The organism is Micromonospora sp. NPDC005553 (assembly GCF_042871765.1).
Taxonomy (GTDB): Bacteria; Actinomycetota; Actinomycetes; order Mycobacteriales; family Micromonosporaceae; genus Micromonospora.
Genome location: NZ_JBIAJD010000007.1, coordinates 257,086 through 280,346, shown reverse-complemented (window position 1 = coordinate 280,346; position 23,261 = coordinate 257,086). Strand labels below are relative to the sequence as shown.

Here is a 23,261-nt window from a genome sequence, read left to right as displayed (position 1 = left end):
GGCCTGCGACGTGCCGTACGCGAGGTGTCGCGGCGGTGGGCTCACCGTCGGACGGGCCCCGCCGGACGCGGCCGGGCGGCGGTGGGCGAGGATGCCCGGAATGGTCTACCGCTACTTCTACGACTGCGAGTTCATCGAGGACGGCACGACCGTCGACCTCGTCTCGATCGGTGTCGTCGACGAGTACGGCCGCGAGTTCTACGCGGTCTCCACCGAGTTCGACGACTCCCGCGCCGTGCCCTGGGTTCGACGCAACGTGCTCGACAAGCTGCCCTCCCCGGCGGACCGGGCCTGGCGCTCGCGTGAGCGCATCCGCGACGACCTGTACGACTTCCTGATGGAGCCGATCCGGGACCGGCCGGGGGAGCAGTTGGAGCTGTGGGCCTGGTTCGCCGCGTACGACCACGTGGTGCTCGCCCAGCTCTGGGGCGCGATGCCGGCGCTGCCCCGGGAGATCCCCCGCTACACCAAGGAGCTGCGGCAGCTCTGGGACGACCGGGGTCGGCCACCCCTGCCGGACGCGGACGCGGCCCGGCACGACGCTCTGGTCGATGCCCGGCACAATCTGGCCCGCTGGCGGGCGATGACCGCCCGTTGAGTGGTGGCCGCGCCGCCGGAGGTTTGACCGGTTCTGTCCCGGGCAACGGTTCGACCAGCCGAGCCGAGGGAGATTGCCATGAGCCACCAGCCGAGCAGCGCCGCGGAGGCACGCGCCCGTGTCACCGGCCTGGCCCGGGCCGCGCGGATCTGCATGCTCACCACGACTGCTCTGGACGGGCGGCAGGTGAGTCGTCCGATGGGGCTCCAGGAGGTCGAGTTCGACGGCGAGCTGTGGTTCTTCGCCTACGCCGACTCGGCCAAGGTCCGCCAGCTCCGGGTGAACCCGGAGGTCAACGTGGCCTTTTCCGACCAGAAGCACAACGCGTGGGTGTCGATCTCCGGCACCGCCACCGAGGGGTTCGACCGGGCCCGGGCCGAGCGGCTGTGGAACCCGCTGCTCAAGGCGTGGTTCCCCGACGGGCTGGACACCCCCGGTCTGACGCTGATCAAGGTGCACGCCAGCTCCGCCGAGTACTGGGACTCGCCGAACAGCACCGTGGTGAACCTGCTCGACTACGCCAGGGCCGCGGTCACCGGCCGGCCGCCGCAGGCCGGCGAGAACCATGAGGTGACCTACTGACCGGGGGCGGGTGCCCGGGGCGCGCTGTCGTCGTACCGGCGGGCCGACTACAGTTCGCAGTGACGGCCCGCCCCGGGCCGGCAACGGCGCCGATGGTCTGACCTGACACATATCCTGGGGCATATCGGGCTTTACCTGATGCTCCAGGAGGATGAGCGGATCATGCGTATCGGCGTGCTCACCGGCGGCGGCGACTGCCCCGGTCTCAACGCGGTCATCCGGGCGGTGGTCCGCAAGGGCGTCGCCACTTACGGTCACGAGTTCGTGGGCTTCCGGGACGGCTGGAAGGGCCCGCTCGAGGGTCTGTCCCGCCCCTTGGACATCGCCGACGTTCGCGGCATTCTGCCTCGCGGCGGCACCATCCTCGGCTCGTCCCGAACCAACCCGTTCAAGATCGAGAACGGCGTCGAGCGGATCAAGGACAACCTTGCCGCCCAGGGCGTGGACGCGCTGATCGCGATCGGCGGCGAGGACACCCTCGGCGTGGCCACCAAGCTCTACGAGCTGGGCGTGCACGTCGTCGGCGTGCCGAAGACGATCGACAACGACCTCGGCGCCACCGACTACACCTTCGGCTTCGACACCGCGGTCAACATCGCGATGGAGGCCATCGACCGGCTGCACACCACTGCGGAGAGCCACCACCGCACCCTGGTCGTCGAGGTGATGGGCCGGCACGCCGGCTGGATCGCCCTGCACGCCGGCCTGGCCGGTGGCGCCAACGTGATCCTGCTGCCCGAGCGTCAGTTCGACGTCGACCAGGTGGCCGGCTACGTCGAGAAGCGCTTCCAGCACCAGTACGCCCCCATCGTCGTGGTCGCCGAGGGCGCCCAGCCGCTCGACGGCCAGATGGTGCTCGCCAACCAGGAGCTCGACTCGTTCGGCCACGTCCGCCTCGGCGGCATCGGCCAGTGGCTCGCCGAGCAGCTGGAGGCCAAGACCGGCAAGGAGGCCCGCACCGTGGTGCTGGGCCACATCCAGCGCGGTGGCACCCCGACGGCCTTCGACCGGGTGCTCGCCACCCGCCTGGGCCTGCAGGCCATCGACGCCGTCAACGACGGCGACTGGGGCAAGATGGTCGCGATGCAGAGCACCGACATCGTCCGGGTGCCCCTCGCCGAGGCCACCCGCGAGCTGAAGACCGTGCCGCTGGAGCGGTACGCCGAGGCCGAGGTCTTCTTCGGCAGCTGATCGATCGTCGGCGGCGCGGCGGGCCTGCGGGTCCGCCGCGCCGCGACCCAATGCGAGGGGGTACGGGCCGACATGTCAGCCGGAGTGCACACGGTCGCGGTGATCGGCGCGGGCAAGATCGGTGAGCTGATGCTCTCCGGGCTGCTGCGCTCGGGATGGCCTGTGGACCGGCTGCTGGCCACCGCCCGCCGACCCGCTCGCGCGGAGGAGTTGACCGCCCGGTACGGCGTACGGGTGGTCGACAACCTGACCGCGGTGGACGAGGCCGCTGTGCTCGCGGTCTCGGTCAAGCCGCAGGACGCCGCCGCGCTCCTCGACGAGATCGGCCCCAAGGTGCCGGCCGACAAGCTCGTCATCTCGCTCTGCGCCGGTCTGCCCACCAGCTTCTTCAGCCGCCGGTTGCCCGAGGGCACCCCGGTGGTGCGGGTGATGACCAACACCCCGGCGCTGGTGGACGAGGCGATGACCGCGATCTCGGCCGGCGAGCACGCCACCGGGTCGCACCTCACGCTGGCCGAGGAGATGTTCAAGCCGCTCGGCCAGACGATCCGGGTGCCCGAATCGCAGCAGGACGCTGTCACCGCGCTCTCCGGTTCCGGCCCGGCCTACTTCTACCTGCTGGTCGAAGCCATGATCGACGCGGGGATCCTGCTCGGGCTGCCCCGTCAGGTGGCGCACGAGTTGATCGTGCAGACCGCGATCGGGTCGGCGGTGATGCTGCGCGACTCCGGTGAGCACCCGGTCAAGCTGCGCGAGGCGGTCACCTCGCCGGCCGGCACCACCATCTCCGCGATTCGCGAGCTGGAGAAGCACGGCGTACGCGCGGCGCTGCTCGCCGCGCTGGAGGCCGCCCGGGACCGCGCCCGCGAGTTGGCCGCACAGGCCGACTGAGCGATCGGGACGCCTCGCGAGGCCGTGCGTGCCGCATACTGGCCCGGTGTTCACACTTGCCCAGGCCCGGCACCTGGTGGCCACCCTGCAACCGCGCGTCGACGAGTTGATCCGGGTCCGGGCCGACCTGGCCGAGTTGCGCGCCGACCTGGCCGACCACGGCATGAGCGCGCTCGGCGGGCTGGCCGAGGTCAAGGCACTGGAAGCTCGGTTGCACGCCGTCGTCGACGAGCTGCACCAGCACGACATCCAGGTCAAGGGCATCGCCCCGGTGCTGCTCGACTTCCCCGGCGAGCGGGCCGGCCGCGCCGTGCTCTGGTGCTGGCTGGAGGGCGACTCCGACGTGCGCTGGTACCACCGGGCAGAGTGCGGCTTCGCCGGCCGCCGCCCCCTCTGACTCAGCCAGCGGCGGACGTCGGCAGGACCGGGTCGGGGGCATCGGTCACCGCGAACACCACAACGTTGTCGACGTAGTGGCCCCGCCGCCGGTCGAAGTCGCCCCCGCAGGTGACCAGGCGTAGCTCCGCCCCGGGCGTCGGGCCGTAGATCACCGCTGTCGGAAACTGGTCCTTGCGGGTACGCAGCGACCCGGTCACCCGGAACGGCAACCGCTGCCCGCCGCGCCACACCTCCACCAGGTCGCCGGGTCGTAGCTCGCCGAGCCGGGCGAAGACCGCCGGGCCGCGTCGGGAGTCCAGGTGCCCGGCGAGGACGGCCGGACCGGTGTCGCCCGGGGCCGGGCCGCCGCCGTACCAGCCAGCGGTGTGGAAGTCGGTCGGCGGAATCAGCACGCCGGCGCGGTCCAGACCGAGCACTGTGAGCGGTGAGTCGACGTCGATGCGCGGTACGCGTACCCGCGTGGGTGGACCGTGTGGCGTGGGCGCGGCGGCCACCGACGGGCAGTCGTCGCCGCAGCCGGGGTGCCAGCTCGCCGCCGGTGGTGGCGGGCCGGTGGTGGCCAGCCCGACCCCGGTGCCGGCGGCCAGGCAGACCGCCGCGCCGGCCGCGACCAGCGCGGCCAGCGGTGTTCGGCGCTCACGGTGCCGCCGGATCGACGGGTCCGGCTCGGCGCTCACCAGGTGGTGCGCCGCCGCCGACGCCAGAGCAGCAGGGCCACCGCGCCGGCCGCCGCGGCCAGACCGCCGGCCACCAGGGGGTACGCGTCGAGCCCGGCGCCGGCGGTGCCACCGGCGCCGGTGTCCACCCCGCCGGCCGGGACGACGGTGCCGCCCTCGGCGTCGCGGCGCAGCTCGGCGGTGAGCCCGCCCTGTTTCGCGTCGAGCACCAGCAGCGAGTAGACAGCGCCACCGGTGAGCCGCACCTCGGCGTCGGTGCTCGGCCCGCCGGCGCCCGTCAGCTTCAGCCGCCAACTGCCCGGCTCGACCTGCTGGTAGTCGGTCGTGGTGGCGAACTGCACCCCGTCGGCGATCATCGGACCGTTGGCGGCGGCCACGTCGAGCACCGGGGTCCGCACCGAGGCCTGTACGACCCGCACCTTCGCGCGGCCGTCGGTGGGGGCGCTGAGATCGTCGTTGAGCACCCGCAGGCCGAGGTCGGCGTGCCGCCCGACACCGGCCACGGTGAAGGCGTCCCCGCTGGTCACCGCGACCTCGGTGGTGAGCACCGGGGGGTCGCTGGCCGGCGCGCCGGCCTCGCGCATGGCCACCGCGTACCGGCCCGGCGCGAGTTCGAGGTAGTCGGAGACCACGCCGTAACCGACCCCGGGGAAGACCTGCGGCTTCGCCGCGCCCGGCGCGGCAAGGTAGACGTCCACCGCCGGGGTGTCCGGGGACAGGTGCGCGAGCCGGACGTATCCGACGGTGTCCGCGCCGGTCGCGGCGTGCGCCGGAACCGGAATGGCGGCAGTGGCGAGGGCGGTGCCGAGCAGGAGCGCGCCGGAGCCGGCCAGCAGCCGGCGGGGCACGGTACGGAGCGTGTGCATGTCGCCTCCGGGGGCACGTTCGGTGAGCGGGCGGCAACCCAGAGAACAGGGTCCCGTGAACAGGACTGTGACGCAAGTTGCCACAGCGATGTTTTTGTCGCTCGCCCCTGCCGTAACCCCTGCCCTCGCTTCCGCGCCGCCGCCTTCGCGCTTTGCGCCCTCAAGATCCGCGCAACTTCGGGGATGTTGCTGTGTCTGGTCGTCTTGAGGCAGCAACATCCCCGAAGTTGCGCAGGTTCAGGCTCTCGTTGCTGCGGCGGGTGCTCGTCTACCGCTCTCGAACGGCGAGGAGGCCGAACAGGTCGGGGACTCCGCCCGGTCCCGCTTCGACGACCCGGACCAGCCGAAGGCCGGCGTCCACTGTCGCGTTCACCAGGTCGGCGAGGGGGACGTGCCAGGCTCCCACCCGTACCCGCACGCCCGTGACGTTCCAACTGTCGAAGCTGTGCGACCGGTCGGCGTACCGGGCGTCGACGACGACACGCGGATGTTGACTCCAGTCGGCGAACGCGCCCACGAAACACGGGTGCACACCCACGTGGACGAACCGTCCGCCAGGGCGCAGCACCCGGGCGACCTCGCGCAGCACGGCCGGGTAGTCGGGCAGGTCGGTGCTGGCCAGCACGCACATCGCGGCCGGCAGCGACGCGTCGGCGACCGGCAGGGCGCCCGCGTCACCGATGACCACCGGCAGCCGCCCTCGCGCGTACCGCAACTGCCCGCCGGAAAGGTCCACCCCCACTGGCGTCCAACCCAGACCCGCCGGCACCGGAGCGTGCGCGCCGGTGCCGCAGCAGATGTCGAGGCAGGGACCTTCGCCCGCGCCGAGCAGGTCCGCCACCGTCGCGTGCACCCGGCGCAGATAGTCGCCGCCGCCGGAGATGAAGCCCTCGTACCAGTCCGCGTGGGCGTCGTACGCCGGTGTGCTCGTCGTCCCCATTCGCCGAGGCTACGAGTCGGCGCCCACCCGGGAAACCCGTTCTTCCGGAGGCAGAAGTGGGGCGTTTGCGGCTGCTCACGTGTGGCTGTCCGAAGCCCCGCGCCGGCCGTTTCCGGGCCCACCGGGACCACGGCGGTCGCCTATTCTCGGGCGATGCGGGATCGCCGGGTGGTGCTGGCGTGGGCGGCCTTCGTCGTCGTCGCGCTGGTGTCCTGTGTGTTCGTTCTGCGCCGTCCGGACCGCCTCTCCGACCTGCACATCTACTACGGTGCGCTGTCCGACCTGCAGGCTGGTGAGCCGCTGTACGGGTATGTGGCGGAGAACGGCGGTCCGTTCACCTATCCGCCGTTCGCCGCTCTCGTGCTGTGGCCGATCACCGCCCTCAGTGAGGGCGTACTCCAGGGGATCTGGCTGGTGGCGACGTGCGCGGCGGTCGTCGCCATCGCCGGGTCGGTGGGTGTCGCGCTGACCACCCGACGTTCCCGGCGCCCGCTCGTCGTGGCGCTGGCGGCCACGGTGCTGATGCTCTCCGCGCCGGTGCAGAGCAACCTACGCTTCGGGCAGGTCAGCATCTTCATCGTGTTGATGGCCCTGCTCGACGGGCTGCGCGTCGTCCCACCCCGACTGCGCGGAACGCTGGTCGGGGTGGCGGCGGCTGTCAAGCTCACCCCGCTGCTGTTCGTGGTCTACTTCCTGGCCGTCGGGCGCTACCGTGACGCCGGCCGGTCGGTGGCCGCGTTCGGGGCCTGCGCGGGGGTCGCCGCGATCGTGCTGCCCCGGGAGAGCTGGTCCTACTGGACCGAGACCGTGCGACAGACCTCCCGCATCGGCAATCTGTCCTCGTTGGGCAATCAGTCCCTGCACGGAATGTTGCTGCGCGTCGGCGTCGACGAGACGGCGCTGCCTCTGCTCTGGGCCGCCATGGTGGCACTGATCTGCGTGGTGGCGCTGCTGCGGGCCCGGCAGTTGACGCGGCAGGGCTGCCCCGGGCACGCCGCGGTGCTCGTCGGCTGCGCCACAGTGGCCGCGTCCCCGGTGTCCTGGACCCACCACCAGGTGTGGCCGGTGCTCGCCGCGATGCTGCTGATCGGCGCGTCCGGCGTCACCCAGCGGGTCGCCGGCGCGGCGCTGCTCGTCGCCGTGGTCGTCTCGTTGGGCGCGGTGCTCAGCCCGATCTCGACGCGGCCGGGGGTGCAGTTCCTCTTCGAGAACGCCCGTGCCCTCGGGGTGTGCGTCCTGTGCCTCGTCGGCTTCGGCGGTGTCGCCGTCGCCGCCCAGCGCACGAGCAGACGACCGGCCGCCGGCAGGGCCTGGCTGCGGGTGGGCGTCACGGCAACCGTGGCGGTCGCGTTCTTCGCCGTGCAGCCGCTGCCGGCCGGGGCCGACCCCACCTTCAAGGCGTACAACCTCGACGACGTCGTCAACCCGCGATACTTCTTCGTCTGCCGTGGTCCGGCCGAATGCGCCGCCTACGCCACCGACGTGCCGGTCACCTTCGGCACCCGCGCCGAGAAGACCAAGGTGCGGGTCAACGGCGTGGTCTCCCCGCAGGTGACCCGCCTGGAGTACTACTCAGCACCGGGTGGAGCGCCCCGGGCCATTCCGCTGCTCGCCGCGTACCCGGGGCCGCGTACCTTCTCGTTCCGTTCGGCGACGATGGCTCACGGTCGCCTCGTCGCGTACGCCGCGGATGGGCGGCCGATCGCCAGCTACGACGACGAGCTCGCCGCCGCCCTCCGCGCGACGCCCAGGTAGGCGGTCGTGGGCGGGGCGGCGGCTGGCAGTGCTCAGCGGGTGGCGGCGGCCACGGCGGCGCGTACCTTCGCGGCGTCGCCCGGGGCCGGGTGATCCCAGTCGGTCGGGCTCGCGGAGTAGAGCGTGCCGTACGCCGGGGTGTCCGGCTGGTAGCGCCACCCCTCGGCCAGCGGGCCGACGTCCACCGCGTCGTAGCCGATCTGGTCCAGGAAGGCGGTCACTTCGGCCTTCGCGGCGGCGTCGTCACCGGCGATCGCGAGGGCGCTGCGGTCGGCCGCGCCGGTCGGCCGGGAGAGCGCGGCCAGGCCCTTGAAGTAGATGTTGTTGAAGACCTTGACCACTCGGGAGTCTGGCAGGTGCCGCTGGAGCAACTCGCTGCTGGTGGTCTCGCCGGAGTCCAGCTCCGGGAAGGTGCCATCGCGCTGCGGGTAGTAGTTGTTGGTGTCGATGACGACCTTGCCGGCCAGCGGTTCGACGGGCACCGCCCGGTACGCCTTCAGCGGGACGCTGACGACCACCAGGTCGCCCACCTGCGCGGCGTCCTGCGCGGTGCCGGCGCTGGCGTGCTCGCCCAGGGTCTCCACCAGGTCGGTGAGGGTCTCCGGGCCCCGCGAGTTGCTCAGCACCACGTCGTAGCCGGCGTCGACGGCCAGCCGTGCCACGGTGCCGCCGATGTTGCCACTGCCGATCAGTCCCACAGTTGTCATGCTTGTTCCCAACTCCGTCCACCCACGACGCATTCCCGACCAGACTGGTGGGTTATTCTGGCCACCCGCTGTCGGTAGCTGCGCAGACTGCTCGCGATCGTCGCAGGCCCGGCGGATGCCTGGTCGCGCTGCGGGCCTGCCCGCCCAACGTACCGCTCACGCCGACCGCGAACCGGCTCTCCGAGGACCTGCCACTCTCCGGTGCGGCCCGGAGTCTGGAGGCCCGGCTCAGGGGGTGGGGAGGGCCTTCTCGATGGCTGCGCGCAGGTCGTCGGAGTCGGGCGCGACAGTGGGGGCGAAGCGGGCGGCGACCGAGCCGTCCGGGGCCACCAGGAACTTCTCGAAGTTCCAGCGCACGTCGCCGGTGTGCCCGTCGGCGTCCGGGGTGTTCACGAGCGCGGCGTAGAGCGGGTGCCGGTCCGGGCCGTTGACGTCGACCTTCTCGGTCAGCGGGAAGGTGACCCCGTAGTTGACCTGGCAGAAGTCGCTGATCTCGGCGGCGCTGCCCGGCTCCTGCCCGGCGAACTGGTTGCACGGCACGCCGAGTACCACGAGGCCCCGGTCGGCGTAGGAGTCGGCGAGCGTCTGGAGGCCGGCGTACTGCGGGGTGAGGCCGCAGCGGGAGGCCACGTTGACGACCAGCATCGCCTTGCCGCGGTGGCGGGCCAGGTCGGCGGGGCCGCCGTTGAGGGCGTCGATCGGGATGTCGAAGACGGTCATGGGCCGAGGTTACGCGTCGGCCGCGCGTCGACCCGGGGTGGGCGCAGCGTACGCACTCCGTGCACCAGGAGAAATCGAAACATGCGCATCTTGACGAACTGATGACGGCGTGAGTACCGTCTCACCATCTCTTTTGGAAAGTTTCCTAACAGTTCGGGAGACGCCGCATGAAAAGATCGCTCCGCCGGGCCCTCTGGGCCGGTGCCGTGGTCGCCGTGACCGTCGCAGCGGTGCCGGTGACCACCGCGTTCGGCGCCGGCACGGTCACCACCTCCTTCACCAAGGCGCAGGACTGGGGGACCGGTCACGAGACGAGGGTGACAGTCACCAACGGCTCCAGCGCCACTGTCACCACCTGGCGCATCGAGTTCGACCTGCCGTCGGGCACCACCATCAGCAGCGCGTGGGACGCCGACGTCACCAGCAGCGGCAACCACTACGTCGCGGTCAAGAAGAGCTGGGCCGGCGGCATCGCGCCCGGCGCCTCGTTCAGCTGGGGTTACAACGGCACCGGCGCCTTCAAGGCACCGCTGAACTGCACCATCAACGGTGCCGCGTGCGGCGGCGGAACGCCCCCGCCGACCACCACGCCCCCGACCACCACCCCACCGACGACGACGCCGCCCACCACCCCTCCGCCCACCACGCCACCGCCGACCACTCCGCCGCCGAACACCGGCGGCAAGAAGGTCGTCGGCTACTTCGCCGAGTGGGGCGTCTACGGGCGCAACTACCACGTCAAGAACATCCAGACCAGCGGCTCCGCCGCCAAGCTGACCCACATCCTGTACGCCTTCGGCAACACCACCGGTGGTCGCTGCTCCATCGGCGACAGCTACGCCGACTACGAGAAGGCGTACACCGCGGCGGACAGCGTGGACGGCGTCGCCGACACGTGGGACCAGCCGCTGCGCGGCAGCTTCAACCAGCTGCGCAAGCTCAAGCAGCTCAACCCGCACCTCAAGGTGATCTGGTCGTTCGGTGGCTGGACCTGGTCCGGCGGCTTCACCCAGGCCGCGCAGAACCCGGCCGCGTTCGCCGAGAGCTGCTACAACCTGGTCGAGGACCCGCGCTGGGCGGACGTCTTCGACGGCATCGACGTCGACTGGGAGTACCCCAACGCCTGCGGTCTGACCTGTGACACCAGCGGCCCGAACGCGTTCAAGAACGTGATCGGCGCGCTGCGGTCGAAGTTCGGGTCCAGCGCCCTTGTCACCGCCGCCATCACCGCGGACGGTAGCAACGGCGGCAAGATCGACGCCACCGACTACGCCGGCGCCATCGGCAACCTCAACTGGCTGATGCCGATGACCTACGACTACTTCGGCGCCTTCGCGGCCCAGGGTCCGACAGCACCGCACTCGCCGCTCACCTCGTACACCGGCATCCCGCAGCAGGGCTTCAACTCCGACGCGGCGATCCAGAAGCTCAAGAGCAAGGGCGTCCCGGCCAACAAGCTGCTGCTCGGCATCGGCTTCTACGGTCGGGGCTGGACCGGTGTCACCCAGGCCGCTCCGGGTGGCAGCGCCACCGGCGCGGCACCGGGCACCTACGAGGCCGGCATCGAGGACTACAAGGTCCTGAAGAACACCTGCCCGGCCACCGGCACGATCGCCGGCACCGCGTACGCCAAGTGCGGCAGCAACTGGTGGAGCTACGACACCCCGTCGACCATCAACGGCAAGATGACGTACGCGAACAACCAGGGCCTCGGTGGCGCGTTCTTCTGGGAGCTCTCCGGTGACACGAGCAACGGCGAACTCATCGGCGCCATCAAGGGCGGTCTCGGCTGAGCCGAGGGCCGACGCACCACCCACACGGCGGGAAGGGACCCGCACCGTCCCTTCCCGCCCGTGACACAGCGGCCCGGCCGACGCCCAGCGCGTCGACCGGGCCGCCGCCCTTGGGCTCGTACAGCCGGATGTGGCAGACTCGCGGCTCGGCACGTCTCGATCTCACCGCCGACGGAGGTGATCATGCGACCGACACACAGCGGGCTGGCGGCGACCGCCGCCGGGCTGATGCTGCTGCCGGTTGCCCTGGTCGGCTGCGGGATCGGCGACAAGGACGAGGAGAAGTCGGCCCCCAAGCCGGCCCGGGCCCCCGCCGAGGAGGCCGCCACCCGCTCCCGTGAGCGCGTGCAGGCGTACCTCGACGCGATGACGGCCAAGGACGTCGCCGCCGGCCGCAGCCAGCTCTGCGCTCTGCTGCACGACGGCTTCGACCGTGGCGCCACCGGCCCCAACGGTGACTTCGCCGACCACTTCCAGGTGCCGGAGGCGGCCATCACGGACATCCGGTCCGGTCCGCTCGGGCAGGAGGTCCGCGTCTCGGTCTCGGTCGCGGTCGGCAAGCGCACAGTCGTCCGGCCGTTGGTCTTCACCGTCACCCGCGACGGCAGCGACTGGTGCATCGCCGGGGAGGCGCCGGACGCAACTAAGGTCGCCAGCCCGACGCCGACCGGTGTGGTCCCCTCGCCCGCGTCCTGACCAGCGCCCGGCAGATTGATCTCCCATCTGCCGGAACCGTCCCCCTCGCCGCCCGGCCACCCCGACCGTCGCCGTACGCTTTCTGTCATGCGCCATGAGTGGCATCAGCTGAGCCATCCCGCGGTGGGCAGCCCGGGCCTGCAGACCAGCCGACCGACGATCGATTCCGCCGAGGACGCCGCGCTCGGTCTGGACCGATGGCGGGAACTGCCCCGCGAGCAGGTCCCGCCGTGGTCCGACCCGGCCGCCGTGGCCGCGGTCTGCAAGGTCCTCGACACAGTGCCGTCGGTCGTCGCGCCCTACGAGGTGGACCAGCTCCGGCAGAAGCTCGCCCTGGTCTGCGAGGGCAAGGCGTTCCTGCTGCAGGGTGGTGACTGCGCCGAGACGTTCGTGGACAACACCGAGAGCCACCTGCTGGCCAACGCCCGCACCCTGCTCCAGATGGCGATCGTGCTCACCTACGGCGCGTCGCTGCCGGTGGTCAAGGTCGCCCGGGTCGCCGGGCAGTACACGAAGCCCCGCTCGCTGCCGACCGACGCCCGCGGCCTGCCCGCGTACCGCGGCGACATGATCAACTCGCTGGAGGCCGACCCGGCCGCCCGGGTCGCCGACCCGCAGCGCATGATCCGCGCGTACGCGAACTCGGCGGCGGCGATGAACATGCTCCGGGCGTACCTCGCCGGCGGGCTCGCCGACCTGCACGCCGTGCACGACTGGAACAAGGGCTTCGTGAAGAACTCCCCGGCGGGGGAGCGTTACGAGGCGATCGCCCGGGAGATCGACCGGGCGCTGGCCTTCATCCGGGCCTGCGGCATGACCGACGACGAGGCGCTGCGCACCGTCACGCTCTACTGCTCCCACGAGGCCCTGGCCCTGGAGTACGACCGGGCGCTCACCCGGGTCTCCGACCGTCGGGCGTACGGGCTCTCCGGGCACTTCCTGTGGATCGGCGAGCGCACCCGGCAGATCAGCGGGGCGCACATCGACTTCATCTCCCGGATCGCCAACCCGATCGGGGTCAAGCTCGGCCCGACCACCTCCCCGGACGAGGCGATCGAGTTGTGCGAGAAGCTCAACCCGGACAACATCCCCGGTCGGCTCACCCTGATCAGTCGGATGGGCAACCACCGGGTACGCGACGCGCTGCCGCCGATCGTCGCCAAGGTCACCGCCGCCGGGGCCAAGGTGGTCTGGCAGTGCGACCCGATGCACGGCAACACGCACGAGTCGTCCAACGGCTACAAGACCCGGCACTTCGACCGCATCGTCGACGAGGTGCTCGGCTACTTCGAGGTGCACCGTGGGCTGGACACCCACCCCGGCGGCCTGCACGTCGAGTTGACCGGCGAGGACGTCACCGAGTGCCTCGGCGGCGCCCAGGGGATCGAGGATCTCGACCTGCCCGACCGGTACGAGACCGCCTGCGACCCGCGACTGAACACCCAGCAGTCGTTGGAGTTGGCCTTCCTCGTAGCGGAAATGCTGCGTGGCTGAGCTTGCGAGCCCGCAGTCGGCAGTCGGAGGATGACCATGGCTGACGCGAGAAGTGAGCTTGCGAGCCGGCAGTCGGCAGTTGAAAGGGATGACAGTGCCTGATCTGTTCGTGGACCTGCGGTCCGACACGGTGACCCGACCCACCGCCGGGATGCGGGAGGCGATGGCCGCCGCTGAGGTCGGTGACGACGTCTACGGCGAGGACCCGAGCGTCAACGCGCTGGAGGCCGAGGTCGCCGCGTTGTTCGGTCACGAGGCGGCGCTGTTCGCCCCGAGTGGCTCGATGGCGAACCAGATCGCCCTGCAACTGCTGGTCTCGCCCGGCGACGAGTTGCTCTGTGACGCCGACGCGCACGTGGTCACGTACGAGATCGGCGCCGCGGCCGCGTACGGCGGGATCTCCTCGCGGACCTGGCCCTCGGTGGGCGCGGACATCGACCCGGAGGTGGTGGCCGGGATGATCCGGCCGGACGGTTACTTCGCCGTCCCCACCCGCGCGATCGCCGTCGAGCAGACCCACAATCGCGGCGGCGGCGGGGTGATTCCGCTGGCGACCCTGCGGGATCTGCGCGGGGTGGCTGACGAGGCGGGCGTCGCGCTGCACTGTGACGGCGCCCGGATCTGGCACGCGCACGTCGCCGACCGGGTGCCACTGATCGAGTACGGCCGGCTCTTCGACACGCTGTCGGTGTGCCTGTCCAAGGGCCTCGGCGCGCCGGTCGGTTCGCTGCTGGTGGGCAGCGCGGACAAGATCGAACGTGGCCGGCTGATCCGTAAGCGGATGGGCGGTGGCATGCGCCAGGCCGGCATCCTCGCCGCCGCCGGTCGCTACGCGCTCGCGCAGCACATCGACCGGTTGGCCGACGACCACGCGAAGGCGGCCCGGCTCGCCGAGGCTGTCGCGCCGTTCGGTGTGCTGGCCACCACTGTCCGTACCAACCTGGTCGCGCTGGACCTCACCAAGCACACCCTGGACGCCCGGGCCCTGGCCGCCGCGGCGCGGGCCGAGGGCGTACTGATCTCCGTGCTCGGCCCTCGTACCGCCCGCCTGGTCACCCACCTGGGCCTCAGCGACGCGGACATCGACCGCGCCCTGGCAGCCCTACCCCGCATCCTCGCCGCAGCCTAAAACCCCACCCCACCCACCCCGGCCCTGCGGGCCTCTCACCCGGCCCCTCCCACCCCGGTGATCATGAAGTTGTTGCCACTCGGGTCGGCGTGTCATGGCAATAACCTCATGATCACCGGGCGGGTGGGGCGCCGGGGGAGGGGGAGGGAGGCGCTGGGGGCGGAGCGGGGTGGGTCAGGGGTGGGACAGGCGGGTGAGGGTGGCGATGTCGGCGGCGTGGCCCACGTGCTTCTCGCTCGGGGTTTCCACGACGATCGGGACGCCAGCGGTCGCCGGGTGCGCCATCAGCTCGGCGAAGGCGGGCTCGCCGATGCTGCCCTTGCCGATGTTCTCGTGCCGATCCCGGGTGGAGCCGCACAGATCCTTCGAGTCGTTGGCGTGAATCAGCCGCAGCCGGTCCGCGCCGACAGTGGCCACCAGGGTGTCCAGGGTCGCCGTCATGCCGCCCTCGGCCGCCAGGTCGTGGCCGGCCGCCCAGGCGTGGCAGGTGTCGAAGCAGACCCCGAGCATGGGGTGCCCGTCCACCGCGTCCAGGTAGGGCCCGAGCTGCTCCACCCGGGAGGCCAGTGAGCGGCCACCGCCGGCGCTCGGCTCGACCAGCAACATCGGCCCGCCGGCGTCGGCAGCCCAGTCGAGCAGCGGCAGCAGCACCTCGCGGACCTGTCCCATCGCCGCCTCGGCGTGCCCCTCGTCCACCGAACTGCCCGCGTGGAACACCACCCCGCGCGCGCCGATCGCCACGCCCCGACGAAGCGCGTGCGCCAGCGTCTGGCCCGACTTCTCGACAGTGGCCGGGGTGGGCGAGCCGAGGTTGACCAGCAGAGCGGCGTGGATGAACGCGGGAATGCCCCGCTCGGCGCAACCGTCGCGGAACAGCGCGTCCTGCACCGGGTCGCCGCCCGGCAGTGCCCAGCCTCGCGAGTTGGAGACGTAGACCTGCACCACCTGCGCGCCGGTCGCGTCGGCGTACGGCAGGGCAGCCTTCGCCAGCCCACCCGAGGTCGGAGTGTGCGTGCCTACCGGCCGCGCGGAGATCGTCGGCATCAGAAGCACGTCAGGGTGACCGGGGTGCCGGGCGCCACCTGCGAATTCTCGCCCGGGATCTGGATCCGGACCACGGCGTTCGGGTTGATCGCCATCGTCACCGGGAAGCCCTGGCCCTCCAACGCCTGCTTGGCCTGCTGGCACGGCAGGTCGATCACCCGCGGCATGGCGACCAGCGGTGGCCCCTTGCTGACGTCCAGCTTGACCTCGGTGCCCTTCTCCACACCGGCGCCATCGGCCGGGCTCTGGCCGAGGATCTCGTCCCTCGGCTTGTCGGATTCCTTGTAGGTCTCCTTCAGCACCAGGTTGAGCTGGGCCAGGGTCGTCCGGGCGTCGGTCAGGCTCTTGCCGACCAGGTTCGGCACCGTCACCGGCGCCCTGCCCCGGCTCAGAATGAGGGTGACCTTCGCACCGGGTTTGACCTCGGTGCCGACCTTGGGGGAGCTGTCCACCACGACCCCGGCCGGCAGGCTGTCGTCGTAGCGGGGGGTGCCCTTGGCCACCACCAGCTTCACGTTGACCAGGTCCGCCTCGGCGAGCTCGAACTCCTTGCCGATCACGTCCGGTACGGGGAAACGCTCCGGACCGAGGGAGAGGGTCAGGGTGATCGTGCCACCCTTGAGGATCTCGGCGGCGGAGGCCGGGTTCTGCTCCAGCACGCTGTCCTTCGGGGCCTTCTCGTCGAAGCGCGGCTCAGCGTACGTGACGAGAAGCCCGGCGCGGTCGGCCCGCGCCTGCGCGTCGGCCTTGCTCAGGCTCACCAGCTGCGGAGCGTCCGTGTAGCGGCCGACGCCGAACCACCAACCCCCGAGCGCGGCCACCAGGCCCAGCGTCACGACCACGGCCGCGACGGCCAGCCGGCCACGGGGGCTGCTCAGCAGCGTGCTGCGCAGCGCGGCGAGCCGGGCGCCCAGGCCCTCCGTCGGCTCCGGGGCGGCCCGACGCCGCCCCGGCCCCTGGCTGCTGGCGCCCTCGGGCAGACGTGCCCACGACGGGCGGTTGGGCGGCTGGAGCGTCGCGACCATCATGGTTGGCTGGGAGAGCGACGGTGCGTCACTGACCGGGCTGAGTACCGCGGTGTGGCTGTTGGCGTCGCCCAGACGATCCCGGGCCACCTGCACCTCGGTCAACAGCGCGCCGGCGTCAGCGGGCCGTGCTCCCGGGTCGCGGCGGGTGGCCCGCTGCACCAGGTCGTCGAGGACCGACGGCAGGCCCGGCACCAACGTCGAGGGCGCCGGCACGTCCCGGTCGACGTGCTGCCAGGCGACGTCCACCGGTCGGTCCCCGTCGTACGGCACCCGACCGGTGAGCATCTCGAAGAGCACGATGCCGGCCGAGTAGACGTCGGTGCGCGGATCGGCGCGGCCCTCGGTGACCAGCTCCGGGGCGACGTACGCCACGGTGGCCATCAGCTGGTTGCCCTGCTCCTCGTCGGCGCTCGCCTCGACCGCCCGGGCCAGCCCGAAGTCGGCCACCTTCACGACGCTGTCGACCAGGTTGGCGACGCCACCGGTAGGCGCCTCCGCGACCAGCACGTTCTCCGGCTTGACGTCGCGGTGCACGAGACCGGCCCGGTGCGCGGCGGCGATCGCGGCGAGCATCTGCTCGGCGATGGCCAGCGCCTCGTCCGGGTTGAGCCGGCGTCGTTCGGCCAGCACGTCACGCAGCGTGCGGCCACGGACGTACTCCATCACCAGGTAGGGGAGGCCGGCGTGCGTGCCCTGGTCGTAGACCGCCACCACGTTCGGGTGGGTCAGCCGGGCGATGGTCTTCGCCTCGTCGGTGAACCGGGCCACGAAGTTGGCGATCCGAGCCCGTGCCTCGCTCGCCTGGGTCGGGTGAATGATCTTGACAGCGACGGTGCGCTCTAGGCGTTCGTCGGTGGCGGTGTACACGGTCGCCATGCCACCACGGGCCACGCGACCGCGAATGCGGTAGCGCCCGTCGATCAGCGAGCCCAGCAACGTGTCGGCGACCTGAGTGTCCATCGGCAGGCAGTCTATGTGTCCAGAGGGTGAAGGATGAACAGGATGCTACAGCCGTACGCCGAACCGGTCCGTCCCGCCGCGTTCTCGGCCCCTTGTTCGCTGTTCAGCGGCGATCAGGAAAGAGGACGCGGAGGGGCCGCCCGGGGTGCCGGTGGCTCGTCGCGGCGGCGGCGTGGCAGGGTGGTCGGGTGACCGAACCCGTACCCGACCAGGCCGTGCCCGGCCTGGAGCTCGCCGGCCCCACCGACCCGGCCGACTGGTTGACCCTGCCCGACGTCGCCGAACGCCTCGACGTGTCGATCAGCAAGGTGCACCAGATGATCCGTGACCGGGAGCTGTTGGCGGTCCGCCGCGACGGCGTCCGCCGGATCCCAGCGGACCTGGTTGCCAACCAGACCGTGCTCAAGCACCTGCCCGGCGTGCTCAACCTGCTCGCCGACAACGGCTACGACGACGAGGCCGTCCTGCGCTGGCTCTACGAGCCGGACGACACCCTCCCCGGCGCCACCCCGGCCGCCGCCCTCTCCGGCGACCAGGCCCGCGAGGTGAAACGCCGAGCCCAAGCCCAAGGCTTCTAACCCCCACCCCCACCCCCACCGCGCTTCCGCGCCTCGCGCCTTCCGGCGTTGATCATGGGGTTGGCGGCGCGACACGCCGAGGCGAAGGTCGCCAACCTCATGATCAACCCGGCTGGGCGGGGGGCGGGGCAGCCCGGCGGGGCAGCCCGGCGGGGCGGGGGGCTGGTGGGGTTAGTCGGCTCGGCGGGTTGCGGCTATGGCCAGGTCGACCAGGGCTTGGCGGGCCTCGGTGTCGAGGTCGACGGCGCTCAGGGCGGCCAGGGCGGCGTCGGTGAGTGTGGCGATCCGCTGTTCGGTACGGGCCAGCGCTCCGCTCCCCGAGATCACCTCGCGGAGCCGGGCCACCCCGTGCTCGTCCAGCTCCGGGTCGCCGAGGTGGCCGAGCAGCAGCTCGCGGCCCGCGTCGTCGGTGGCCTCCACCGCCGCCGCCACCAGGTAGGTGCGCTTGCCCTCGCGCAGATCGTCCCCGGCCGGCTTGCCGGTCAACGCCGGGTCGCCGAAGACCCCCAGCACGTCGTCGCGGAGCTGGAACGCCTCGCCCAGCGGCAGCCCGTACGCCGAGTAGGCCGTCCGCACGTCCTCCGGCGCGTCGGCCAGCGCGGCGCCGAGCAGCATCGGACGCTCGACCGTGTACTTCGCGGACTTGTACCGGGCGACCTTGCTGGCCCGCTCCACCGAGGTGTCCCCGGTGACCTGCGTCAGCACGTCGAGGTACTGCCCGACGGTGACCTCGGTGCGCATCTCGTCGAAGACGGGCCGGGCCCGGGCCAACGACCACAGGTCCAGGCCGGCGGAGTGCAGCAGTTCGTCGGACCAGACCAGACACAGGTCACCGAGCAGGATGGCCGCGGCGTCGCCGAAACCGTCCGGGTTACCGCCCCAGCCGGCCTCCCGGTGCCGGGTGGCGAACCGTCGGTGTACCGCGGGCTCGCCGCGTCGGGTGTCGGAACGGTCCATCAGGTCGTCGTGGATCAGGGCGCTGGCCTGGACGAACTCCAGCGCGGCCAGGGCGGTCAGCACCTGGTCGCCGTCCAGCCCGCCGGCCCCCCGGAACCCCCAGTAGGCGAATGCGGGACGCAGTCGCTTGCCGCCGCCGAGCACGAACGCTTCGATCGCCTCGGCCACCGGACTCAGCGCGTCGTCCACGGCGGCGAGCCGGACCCGTTGGCCGGCCAGGAACTCGGCGAGAGCCTTGTCGACCCGCTGCCGCAGGCCGGCGCGGTCGACGGGGGACACGGGAGCAGCGTGGGTCACGCCCCGACGCTAGCCGGTCGTCCGTGCTCGTGCTCCACCGCCACGCGTAGTCCCGCCGGTGCGGCCGGGACCCGTCCGCCCGGCCGGACGCGCGCCGACCGCTGCGGTGCGGCCCGGTCCGGTGGCCCGCGTCGAGCCGGCCCGACGGGTGGCCGCGGCGGCCTCCGCGAGCACCACCAGCGGCACGTCCAGGACGGCGGCGAGCCAGCCGAGCCAGAACCCGCCCGGCACGCGCCGCTGTCGTTCCCACCGGGAAACCTCGTGCCGACTCAACGTCGGCACCCCGGCGGCGGCACACAACTCGGCGGCGGCTCGCTGCTGGCTCCAGCCACGGGCCAGTCGGCACCGGGCCAGCAGCGGCCCGAGCTGCGCGGGACGCGGCGATGCGAGCGGGATCATGGGTCCTCCTGGCGGGCGTCGGTGCGGTGACGACCCACCCGTCTGACCGGACGGACCGGCGTCACCGCTCGGTTGCTGACCCCCGCGCGAGACCTGGCCACCCCCGCCGCCCCTCCCGCACCGTCCCTTTCTACCTCGGAGGTACGACGCCTTTCCGCCGCCAGGTCGGGGCGCGCGGTGCGACACCATCCGCCGGCTCACGGCGGACTCGGCGACACCGCTCACCGGCTCCCGGCAGACCAGACGACGCCGCTCCCCGGGCCGGACGACGCCGCCCGCCGGGCCGGGTGGCACCGCCGCTGGGTGGGAAGGGCCTGGGTCCTGGTGCCATCGACCGCTAGAGTCGGGTCGTGGCGCTCGGTCTTCCCTCGACACTCCCCAATCCGCAGCCGGCGATCGGGGAGCTCATCCGTGAGCGCCAACCGACCTTCTCGTTCGAGTTCTTCCCGCCCAAGACCGAGGCGGGGGAGCAGCTGCTCTGGCAGGCCATCCGCGAGCTGGAGTCCCTGCGCCCGTCGTTCGTGTCGATCACGTACGGCGCCGGCGGCTCGACCCGGGACACCACAGTGGCGGTGACCGAGCGGATCGCCACCGAAACGACACTGCTGCCGATGGCCCACCTGACCGCGGTCAACCACTCCGTCGCCGAGCTGCGGCACGTGGTCGGCCGGCTCGCCGGGGTGGGGGTGCGCAACGTGCTGGCCGTTCGTGGTGACCCCCCGGGCAACCCGGGCGGTGAGTGGATCCGCCACCCCGAGGGCGTGGACTACGCCGAGGACCTGGTCCGGCTGGTGCGCGACGCCGGCGACTTCAGCGTCGGCGTGGCGGCCTTCCCGTACAAGCACCCCCGCTCGCCCGACGTGGCCAGCGACACCGCCCAGTTCGTCCGCAAGTGTCGGGCCGGCGCGGAGTTCGCGGTCACCCAGATGTTCTTCGACGCCGACGACTACCTGCGGCTACGTGACCGGGTGGCCGCTGCTGGCTGTGACACCCCGATCCTGGCCGGTGTGATGCCGGTGACCCAGTTCAGCACCATCGAGCGGTCCGTGCAGCTGTCCGGTGCGCCGTTCCCGCCGGCGTTGGCGGCCCGCTTCGAACGCGTCGCCGACGACCCGGACGCCGTCCGTCGGCTCGGCATCGAGCAGGCCAGCGAGATGTGCCGCCGACTGCTGGACGAGGGCGTGCCGGGAATCCACTTCATCACCCTCAACCGGTCCACCGCGACCCGCGAGGTCTGGCAGAACCTGAAGGCCGGCGCCCGCGTGTGAACGCTGCGCTTGCGACACCTGTTGCCCGGCACGACGGTTGATCCGTGGTGGGCACACAGCTGAACTGGGATCAGTACGCCACGGCGTGGGCGCGGTTGCACGGCGGGTTCGACCCTCGGGTCGCCGCGCCGGTGGTGCGCGCCTGGCTGCGATTCGCGTACCACGTCGGATACGTGCTGGGTCGACTGCGGGTCAGCCCCACCGCGGTCACCGTGGCCGGGGTGCTGCTCTGCTTCTGCGTACCGTTGCTGGTGGGCCGGCCGGGGGACGGGCCGTTCCTCGGCGCGCTGTTCGTGCTGCTCGCCGCCGTGGCGGACAGCGTGGACGGTGCGGTGGCGGTCGCCACCGGCCGCACCACCCGGCTCGGCTACGTCTACGACTCGGTCGCCGACCGGCTCGGTGAGGTGGCGTGGCTGCTGGCCTTCTGGCTGGTGGGCGCGCCAGGTGGGCTGGTGGTCGCGGGCGGCGCGCTGTCCTGGTTGCACGAGTACGTCCGGGCGCGGGCGGTCGCCGCCGGCATGCGGGAGATCGGCGCGGTGACGGTGGGCGAACGCCCCACCCGGGTCTCGGTGGCGCTGGCCGGCTTACTGGTCGCCGGGCTGGCCGGGCTGATCGAGCCGGACCTGGCCGCTGGCACCATCACCATGGCGACCGCGGTCTGGGTGCTGCTGGCCGGTTTCGGCCTGGGGCAACTGCTCTCCAGCATCCGTCGCGCCCTGCTCGACGCCGACTGAGCGGCCGGGCCAGCCCGGCTCGACGCCGACTGAGCAGCCGGCCAGCCCGGCTTGACGCCGGGCCTACCAGGCGGGGCCGATCTCGTCGGCGACGATCTGCGCGGAGAGGGTCACCATCGGCAACCCACCGCCCGGGTGGGTGGAGCCACCCACCAGCCACAGCCCGTCAACCGGGCCCCGGTTCGCCGGGCGCAGCAGCCCACCGGCGGTGCCGTAGATCGAGCCACCCGGTGCGCCGGTCGCCACGTCCAGGTCGGCCGGGGTGCGGATCTCGCGGAACAGCAGCCGGTCGCGGACGTCCACGCCGCGCCGCGCCAGCACGTCCAGGATCCGGTCGGCGTACGCGTCGGCCAGCCCCGGGCGTCGCCAGTCGACAGCGCCCGCCGCGGTGCCCTGTCGGGCGGCGTTGACCAGCACGAACCACGCCTCGTGTCCGGCTGGGCGGACCATCGGGTCGTCGGCCACTGTGACGAACACCGCCGGGTCGGCCGCCGGTCGGGCCCGTACACCGCGCCCGGGGTCACCGAAGACCGCGTCGAACTCGGCGTCGTAGTCGTCCGGGAAGAAGACGTTGTGGTGGGCCAGCCCGGTGCTGCCGGAGACGCCGAGCAGCAGTACGAAGCCGGCGAGGCTGCGGTCGGTCAGCGTGGCCAGCCGACGCGGGTGCGGCAGCAGGTCACGGTAGACGGTGAGCGCGTCCACGTTGGCCACCACCACGTCGGCGGGTACCGGGGTGGTGACGCCGGCGAGGCGTACCCCGTGCACCCGGCCGCCGGTGGCGTCGATCCGGGTGACGGTGGCGTCGGTCTGCACGACCACGCCGAGGTCCAGGCAGCGGGTCAGCAGCGCGTCGGCGAGCGTGCCCAGACCACCGCGCAGGTACCAGCCGCCGAAGGCCAGCTCGGCGTAGGGGACCGCGACCAGCGCCGCCGGTGCCCGACGTGGGTCGGCGCCGGTGTAGGTGGCGTACCGGTCCAGCATCATCCGCAGCCGCGGATCGGACAGGTGCTGGCGGCCGAGGCCGCGCAGACTGCGGCCCGGGGCGATGGCGGCCAGGTCGCCGACGCGCCAGGCCAGCGACGCGAGGTCGCGGGGAGAGTCGACGGTACGGCGCAGGATGTCCCGTGAGGAGGCGTTCCACACCCGCTCCGCCCGGCGCCACAGCCGCTGCCAGTCGGCCGCCGCCCGGTCACCGAACGCGGCCCCGATCCGGGCGGTGAACTCCTCCGGGTCGGCGCACGAGTCCAGGGTCGGACCACCATCGGGAAAGACGTGCCGGACGATCGGGTCCAGCGGAACCAGGTCCAGGTATTCGTCGAGCTTCGCCCCGGTCGCCTCGAACAGGTCGTGGAAGACCTCGGGCAGGGTGAGCAGGCTCGGCCCGGTGTCGAAGTGGAACGACCCGGCCGGGGTGTCGTGCGTGTACCGGCCGAGCTTGCCGCCGACCGTGTCGGCCCGCTCGAAGACGGTCACCTGGTGCCCGGTGGCGGCCAGCCGGGCAGCGGTGGCGAGGCCACCCACCCCGGCGCCCACGACCACGATCCGCGCCATGCCGCGT

Annotated in this window: 23 protein-coding genes; 13 read left to right on the top strand and 10 right to left on the bottom strand. The window is 72.2% G+C overall.

Features of this window, described 5'->3' with window-relative positions; translation table 11 throughout:
• The first annotated feature begins 100 nt into the window (after window positions 1-100).
• The 5 genes from ACFYPG_RS28000 to ACFYPG_RS27980 all read left to right on the top strand — a co-directional run bounded on the left by ACFYPG_RS28000 (window position 101) and on the right by ACFYPG_RS27980 (window position 3,659).
• Window positions 101-598: a polyadenylate-specific 3'-exoribonuclease AS gene (locus ACFYPG_RS28000; RefSeq protein ID WP_091407578.1), complete on the top strand. Its 498-nt coding sequence runs from the start codon at window positions 101-103 to the stop codon at window positions 596-598.
• A gap of 78 nt (window positions 599-676) precedes the next feature.
• Complete coding sequence (locus tag ACFYPG_RS27995; RefSeq protein WP_387354366.1) at window positions 677-1,180, top strand: pyridoxamine 5'-phosphate oxidase family protein; 504 nt, start codon at window positions 677-679, stop codon at window positions 1,178-1,180.
• A 162-nt stretch (window positions 1,181-1,342) separates the two neighbouring features.
• On the top strand, window positions 1,343-2,371 hold the full coding sequence (locus ACFYPG_RS27990) for a 6-phosphofructokinase (RefSeq protein ID WP_091408060.1): 1,029 nt from the start codon (window positions 1,343-1,345) through the stop codon (window positions 2,369-2,371).
• Window positions 2,372-2,443: 72 nt separating this feature from the next.
• Complete coding sequence (proC, locus tag ACFYPG_RS27985; RefSeq protein WP_387354365.1) at window positions 2,444-3,262, top strand: pyrroline-5-carboxylate reductase; 819 nt, start codon at window positions 2,444-2,446, stop codon at window positions 3,260-3,262.
• A 46-nt stretch (window positions 3,263-3,308) separates the two neighbouring features.
• A complete protein-coding gene (locus ACFYPG_RS27980; protein WP_238680104.1) occupies window positions 3,309-3,659 on the top strand; it encodes a DUF2203 domain-containing protein in 351 nt (116 codons plus the stop codon).
• A 1-nt stretch (window position 3,660) separates the two neighbouring features.
• Here ACFYPG_RS27980 and ACFYPG_RS27975 read toward each other — a convergent pair whose 3' ends face one another.
• The 3 genes from ACFYPG_RS27975 to ACFYPG_RS27965 form a co-directional block, all read right to left on the bottom strand.
• The gene (locus tag ACFYPG_RS27975) at window positions 3,661-4,338 is read right to left on the bottom strand and encodes a class F sortase (protein ID WP_387354364.1); all 678 of its coding nucleotides are present in this window, start codon (window positions 4,336-4,338) and stop codon (window positions 3,661-3,663) included.
• Window positions 4,335-5,204: a DUF4397 domain-containing protein gene (locus ACFYPG_RS27970; RefSeq protein WP_387354363.1), complete on the bottom strand. Its 870-nt coding sequence runs from the start codon at window positions 5,202-5,204 to the stop codon at window positions 4,335-4,337. The genes ACFYPG_RS27975 and ACFYPG_RS27970 overlap by 4 nt, the downstream gene beginning before the upstream one ends.
• A gap of 268 nt (window positions 5,205-5,472) precedes the next feature.
• Complete coding sequence (locus tag ACFYPG_RS27965; protein ID WP_387354362.1) at window positions 5,473-6,144, bottom strand: class I SAM-dependent methyltransferase; 672 nt, start codon at window positions 6,142-6,144, stop codon at window positions 5,473-5,475.
• Window positions 6,145-6,297: 153 nt separating this feature from the next.
• On the opposite strand from ACFYPG_RS27965, the gene ACFYPG_RS27960 reads away from it, so the two are divergent.
• On the top strand, window positions 6,298-7,899 hold the full coding sequence (locus tag ACFYPG_RS27960; protein WP_387354361.1) for a glycosyltransferase 87 family protein: 1,602 nt from the start codon (window positions 6,298-6,300) through the stop codon (window positions 7,897-7,899).
• A 32-nt stretch (window positions 7,900-7,931) separates the two neighbouring features.
• On the opposite strand, the gene ACFYPG_RS27955 is transcribed toward ACFYPG_RS27960, so the two are convergent.
• Window positions 7,932-8,606, bottom strand: a complete 675-nt coding sequence (locus ACFYPG_RS27955; protein ID WP_357199724.1) for an NADPH-dependent F420 reductase — start codon at window positions 8,604-8,606, stop codon at window positions 7,932-7,934.
• A 228-nt stretch (window positions 8,607-8,834) separates the two neighbouring features.
• Window positions 8,835-9,326, bottom strand: a complete 492-nt coding sequence (locus tag ACFYPG_RS27950) for a glutathione peroxidase (protein ID WP_387354360.1) — start codon at window positions 9,324-9,326, stop codon at window positions 8,835-8,837.
• Between the two features lie 167 nt (window positions 9,327-9,493).
• Between ACFYPG_RS27950 and ACFYPG_RS27945 the strand changes: the two genes are divergently transcribed.
• The 4 genes from ACFYPG_RS27945 (at window position 9,494) to ACFYPG_RS27930 (ending at window position 14,438) form a co-directional block, all read left to right on the top strand.
• On the top strand, window positions 9,494-11,119 hold the full coding sequence (locus tag ACFYPG_RS27945) for a glycosyl hydrolase family 18 protein (protein WP_355007700.1): 1,626 nt from the start codon (window positions 9,494-9,496) through the stop codon (window positions 11,117-11,119).
• A gap of 183 nt (window positions 11,120-11,302) precedes the next feature.
• Entirely contained in the window at window positions 11,303-11,815 is a 513-nt protein-coding gene (locus tag ACFYPG_RS27940; RefSeq protein ID WP_387354359.1) for a nuclear transport factor 2 family protein, read from the top strand.
• 87 nt (window positions 11,816-11,902) lie between these two features.
• Entirely contained in the window at window positions 11,903-13,309 is a 1,407-nt protein-coding gene (locus ACFYPG_RS27935; RefSeq protein WP_091407607.1) for a class II 3-deoxy-7-phosphoheptulonate synthase, read from the top strand.
• A gap of 88 nt (window positions 13,310-13,397) precedes the next feature.
• Window positions 13,398-14,438, top strand: coding sequence for a threonine aldolase family protein (locus ACFYPG_RS27930; protein ID WP_387354358.1), 1,041 nt, complete (start codon window positions 13,398-13,400; stop codon window positions 14,436-14,438).
• Between the two features lie 174 nt (window positions 14,439-14,612).
• Here the strand turns inward: ACFYPG_RS27930 and ACFYPG_RS27925 are convergent, their stop codons facing one another.
• Both ACFYPG_RS27925 and pknB read right to left on the bottom strand, forming a co-directional pair.
• Window positions 14,613-15,482 (bottom strand): deoxyribonuclease IV, encoded by an 870-nt coding sequence (locus ACFYPG_RS27925; protein WP_387354357.1) that lies wholly within the window; start codon window positions 15,480-15,482, stop codon window positions 14,613-14,615.
• Complete coding sequence (gene pknB, locus ACFYPG_RS27920; protein WP_387354356.1) at window positions 15,482-17,470, bottom strand: Stk1 family PASTA domain-containing Ser/Thr kinase; 1,989 nt, start codon at window positions 17,468-17,470, stop codon at window positions 15,482-15,484. Before pknB ends, ACFYPG_RS27925 begins: the two co-directional genes overlap by 1 nt.
• Before the next feature lie 188 nt (window positions 17,471-17,658).
• Here pknB and ACFYPG_RS27915 point away from each other — a divergent pair, with 188 nt between their 5' ends.
• The gene (locus ACFYPG_RS27915) at window positions 17,659-18,048 is read left to right on the top strand and encodes an Rv2175c family DNA-binding protein (RefSeq protein ID WP_387354355.1); all 390 of its coding nucleotides are present in this window, start codon (window positions 17,659-17,661) and stop codon (window positions 18,046-18,048) included.
• Between the two features lie 171 nt (window positions 18,049-18,219).
• Here ACFYPG_RS27915 and ACFYPG_RS27910 read toward each other — a convergent pair whose 3' ends face one another.
• Together ACFYPG_RS27910 and ACFYPG_RS27905 are read right to left on the bottom strand one after the other, a co-directional pair.
• Window positions 18,220-19,302 (bottom strand): polyprenyl synthetase family protein, encoded by a 1,083-nt coding sequence (locus ACFYPG_RS27910; RefSeq protein ID WP_387354354.1) that lies wholly within the window; start codon window positions 19,300-19,302, stop codon window positions 18,220-18,222.
• Window positions 19,303-19,311: 9 nt separating this feature from the next.
• The gene (locus tag ACFYPG_RS27905) at window positions 19,312-19,701 is read right to left on the bottom strand and encodes a helix-turn-helix domain-containing protein (RefSeq protein WP_387354353.1); all 390 of its coding nucleotides are present in this window, start codon (window positions 19,699-19,701) and stop codon (window positions 19,312-19,314) included.
• A gap of 350 nt (window positions 19,702-20,051) precedes the next feature.
• Between ACFYPG_RS27905 and metF the strand changes: the two genes are divergently transcribed.
• Window positions 20,052-20,969, top strand: a complete 918-nt coding sequence (gene metF, locus ACFYPG_RS27900) for a methylenetetrahydrofolate reductase [NAD(P)H] (RefSeq protein WP_091407621.1) — start codon at window positions 20,052-20,054, stop codon at window positions 20,967-20,969.
• Window positions 20,970-21,013: 44 nt separating this feature from the next.
• The gene (locus ACFYPG_RS27895; protein WP_112582773.1) at window positions 21,014-21,703 is read left to right on the top strand and encodes a CDP-alcohol phosphatidyltransferase family protein; all 690 of its coding nucleotides are present in this window, start codon (window positions 21,014-21,016) and stop codon (window positions 21,701-21,703) included.
• A gap of 63 nt (window positions 21,704-21,766) precedes the next feature.
• Here the strand turns inward: ACFYPG_RS27895 and ACFYPG_RS27890 are convergent, their stop codons facing one another.
• Window positions 21,767-23,254 carry a phytoene desaturase family protein gene (locus tag ACFYPG_RS27890; protein ID WP_387354352.1) on the bottom strand — a complete coding sequence of 496 codons (1,488 nt, stop codon included), beginning with the start codon at window positions 23,252-23,254 and terminating at the stop codon, window positions 21,767-21,769.
• Between the last annotated feature and the right edge of the window lie 7 nt (window positions 23,255-23,261).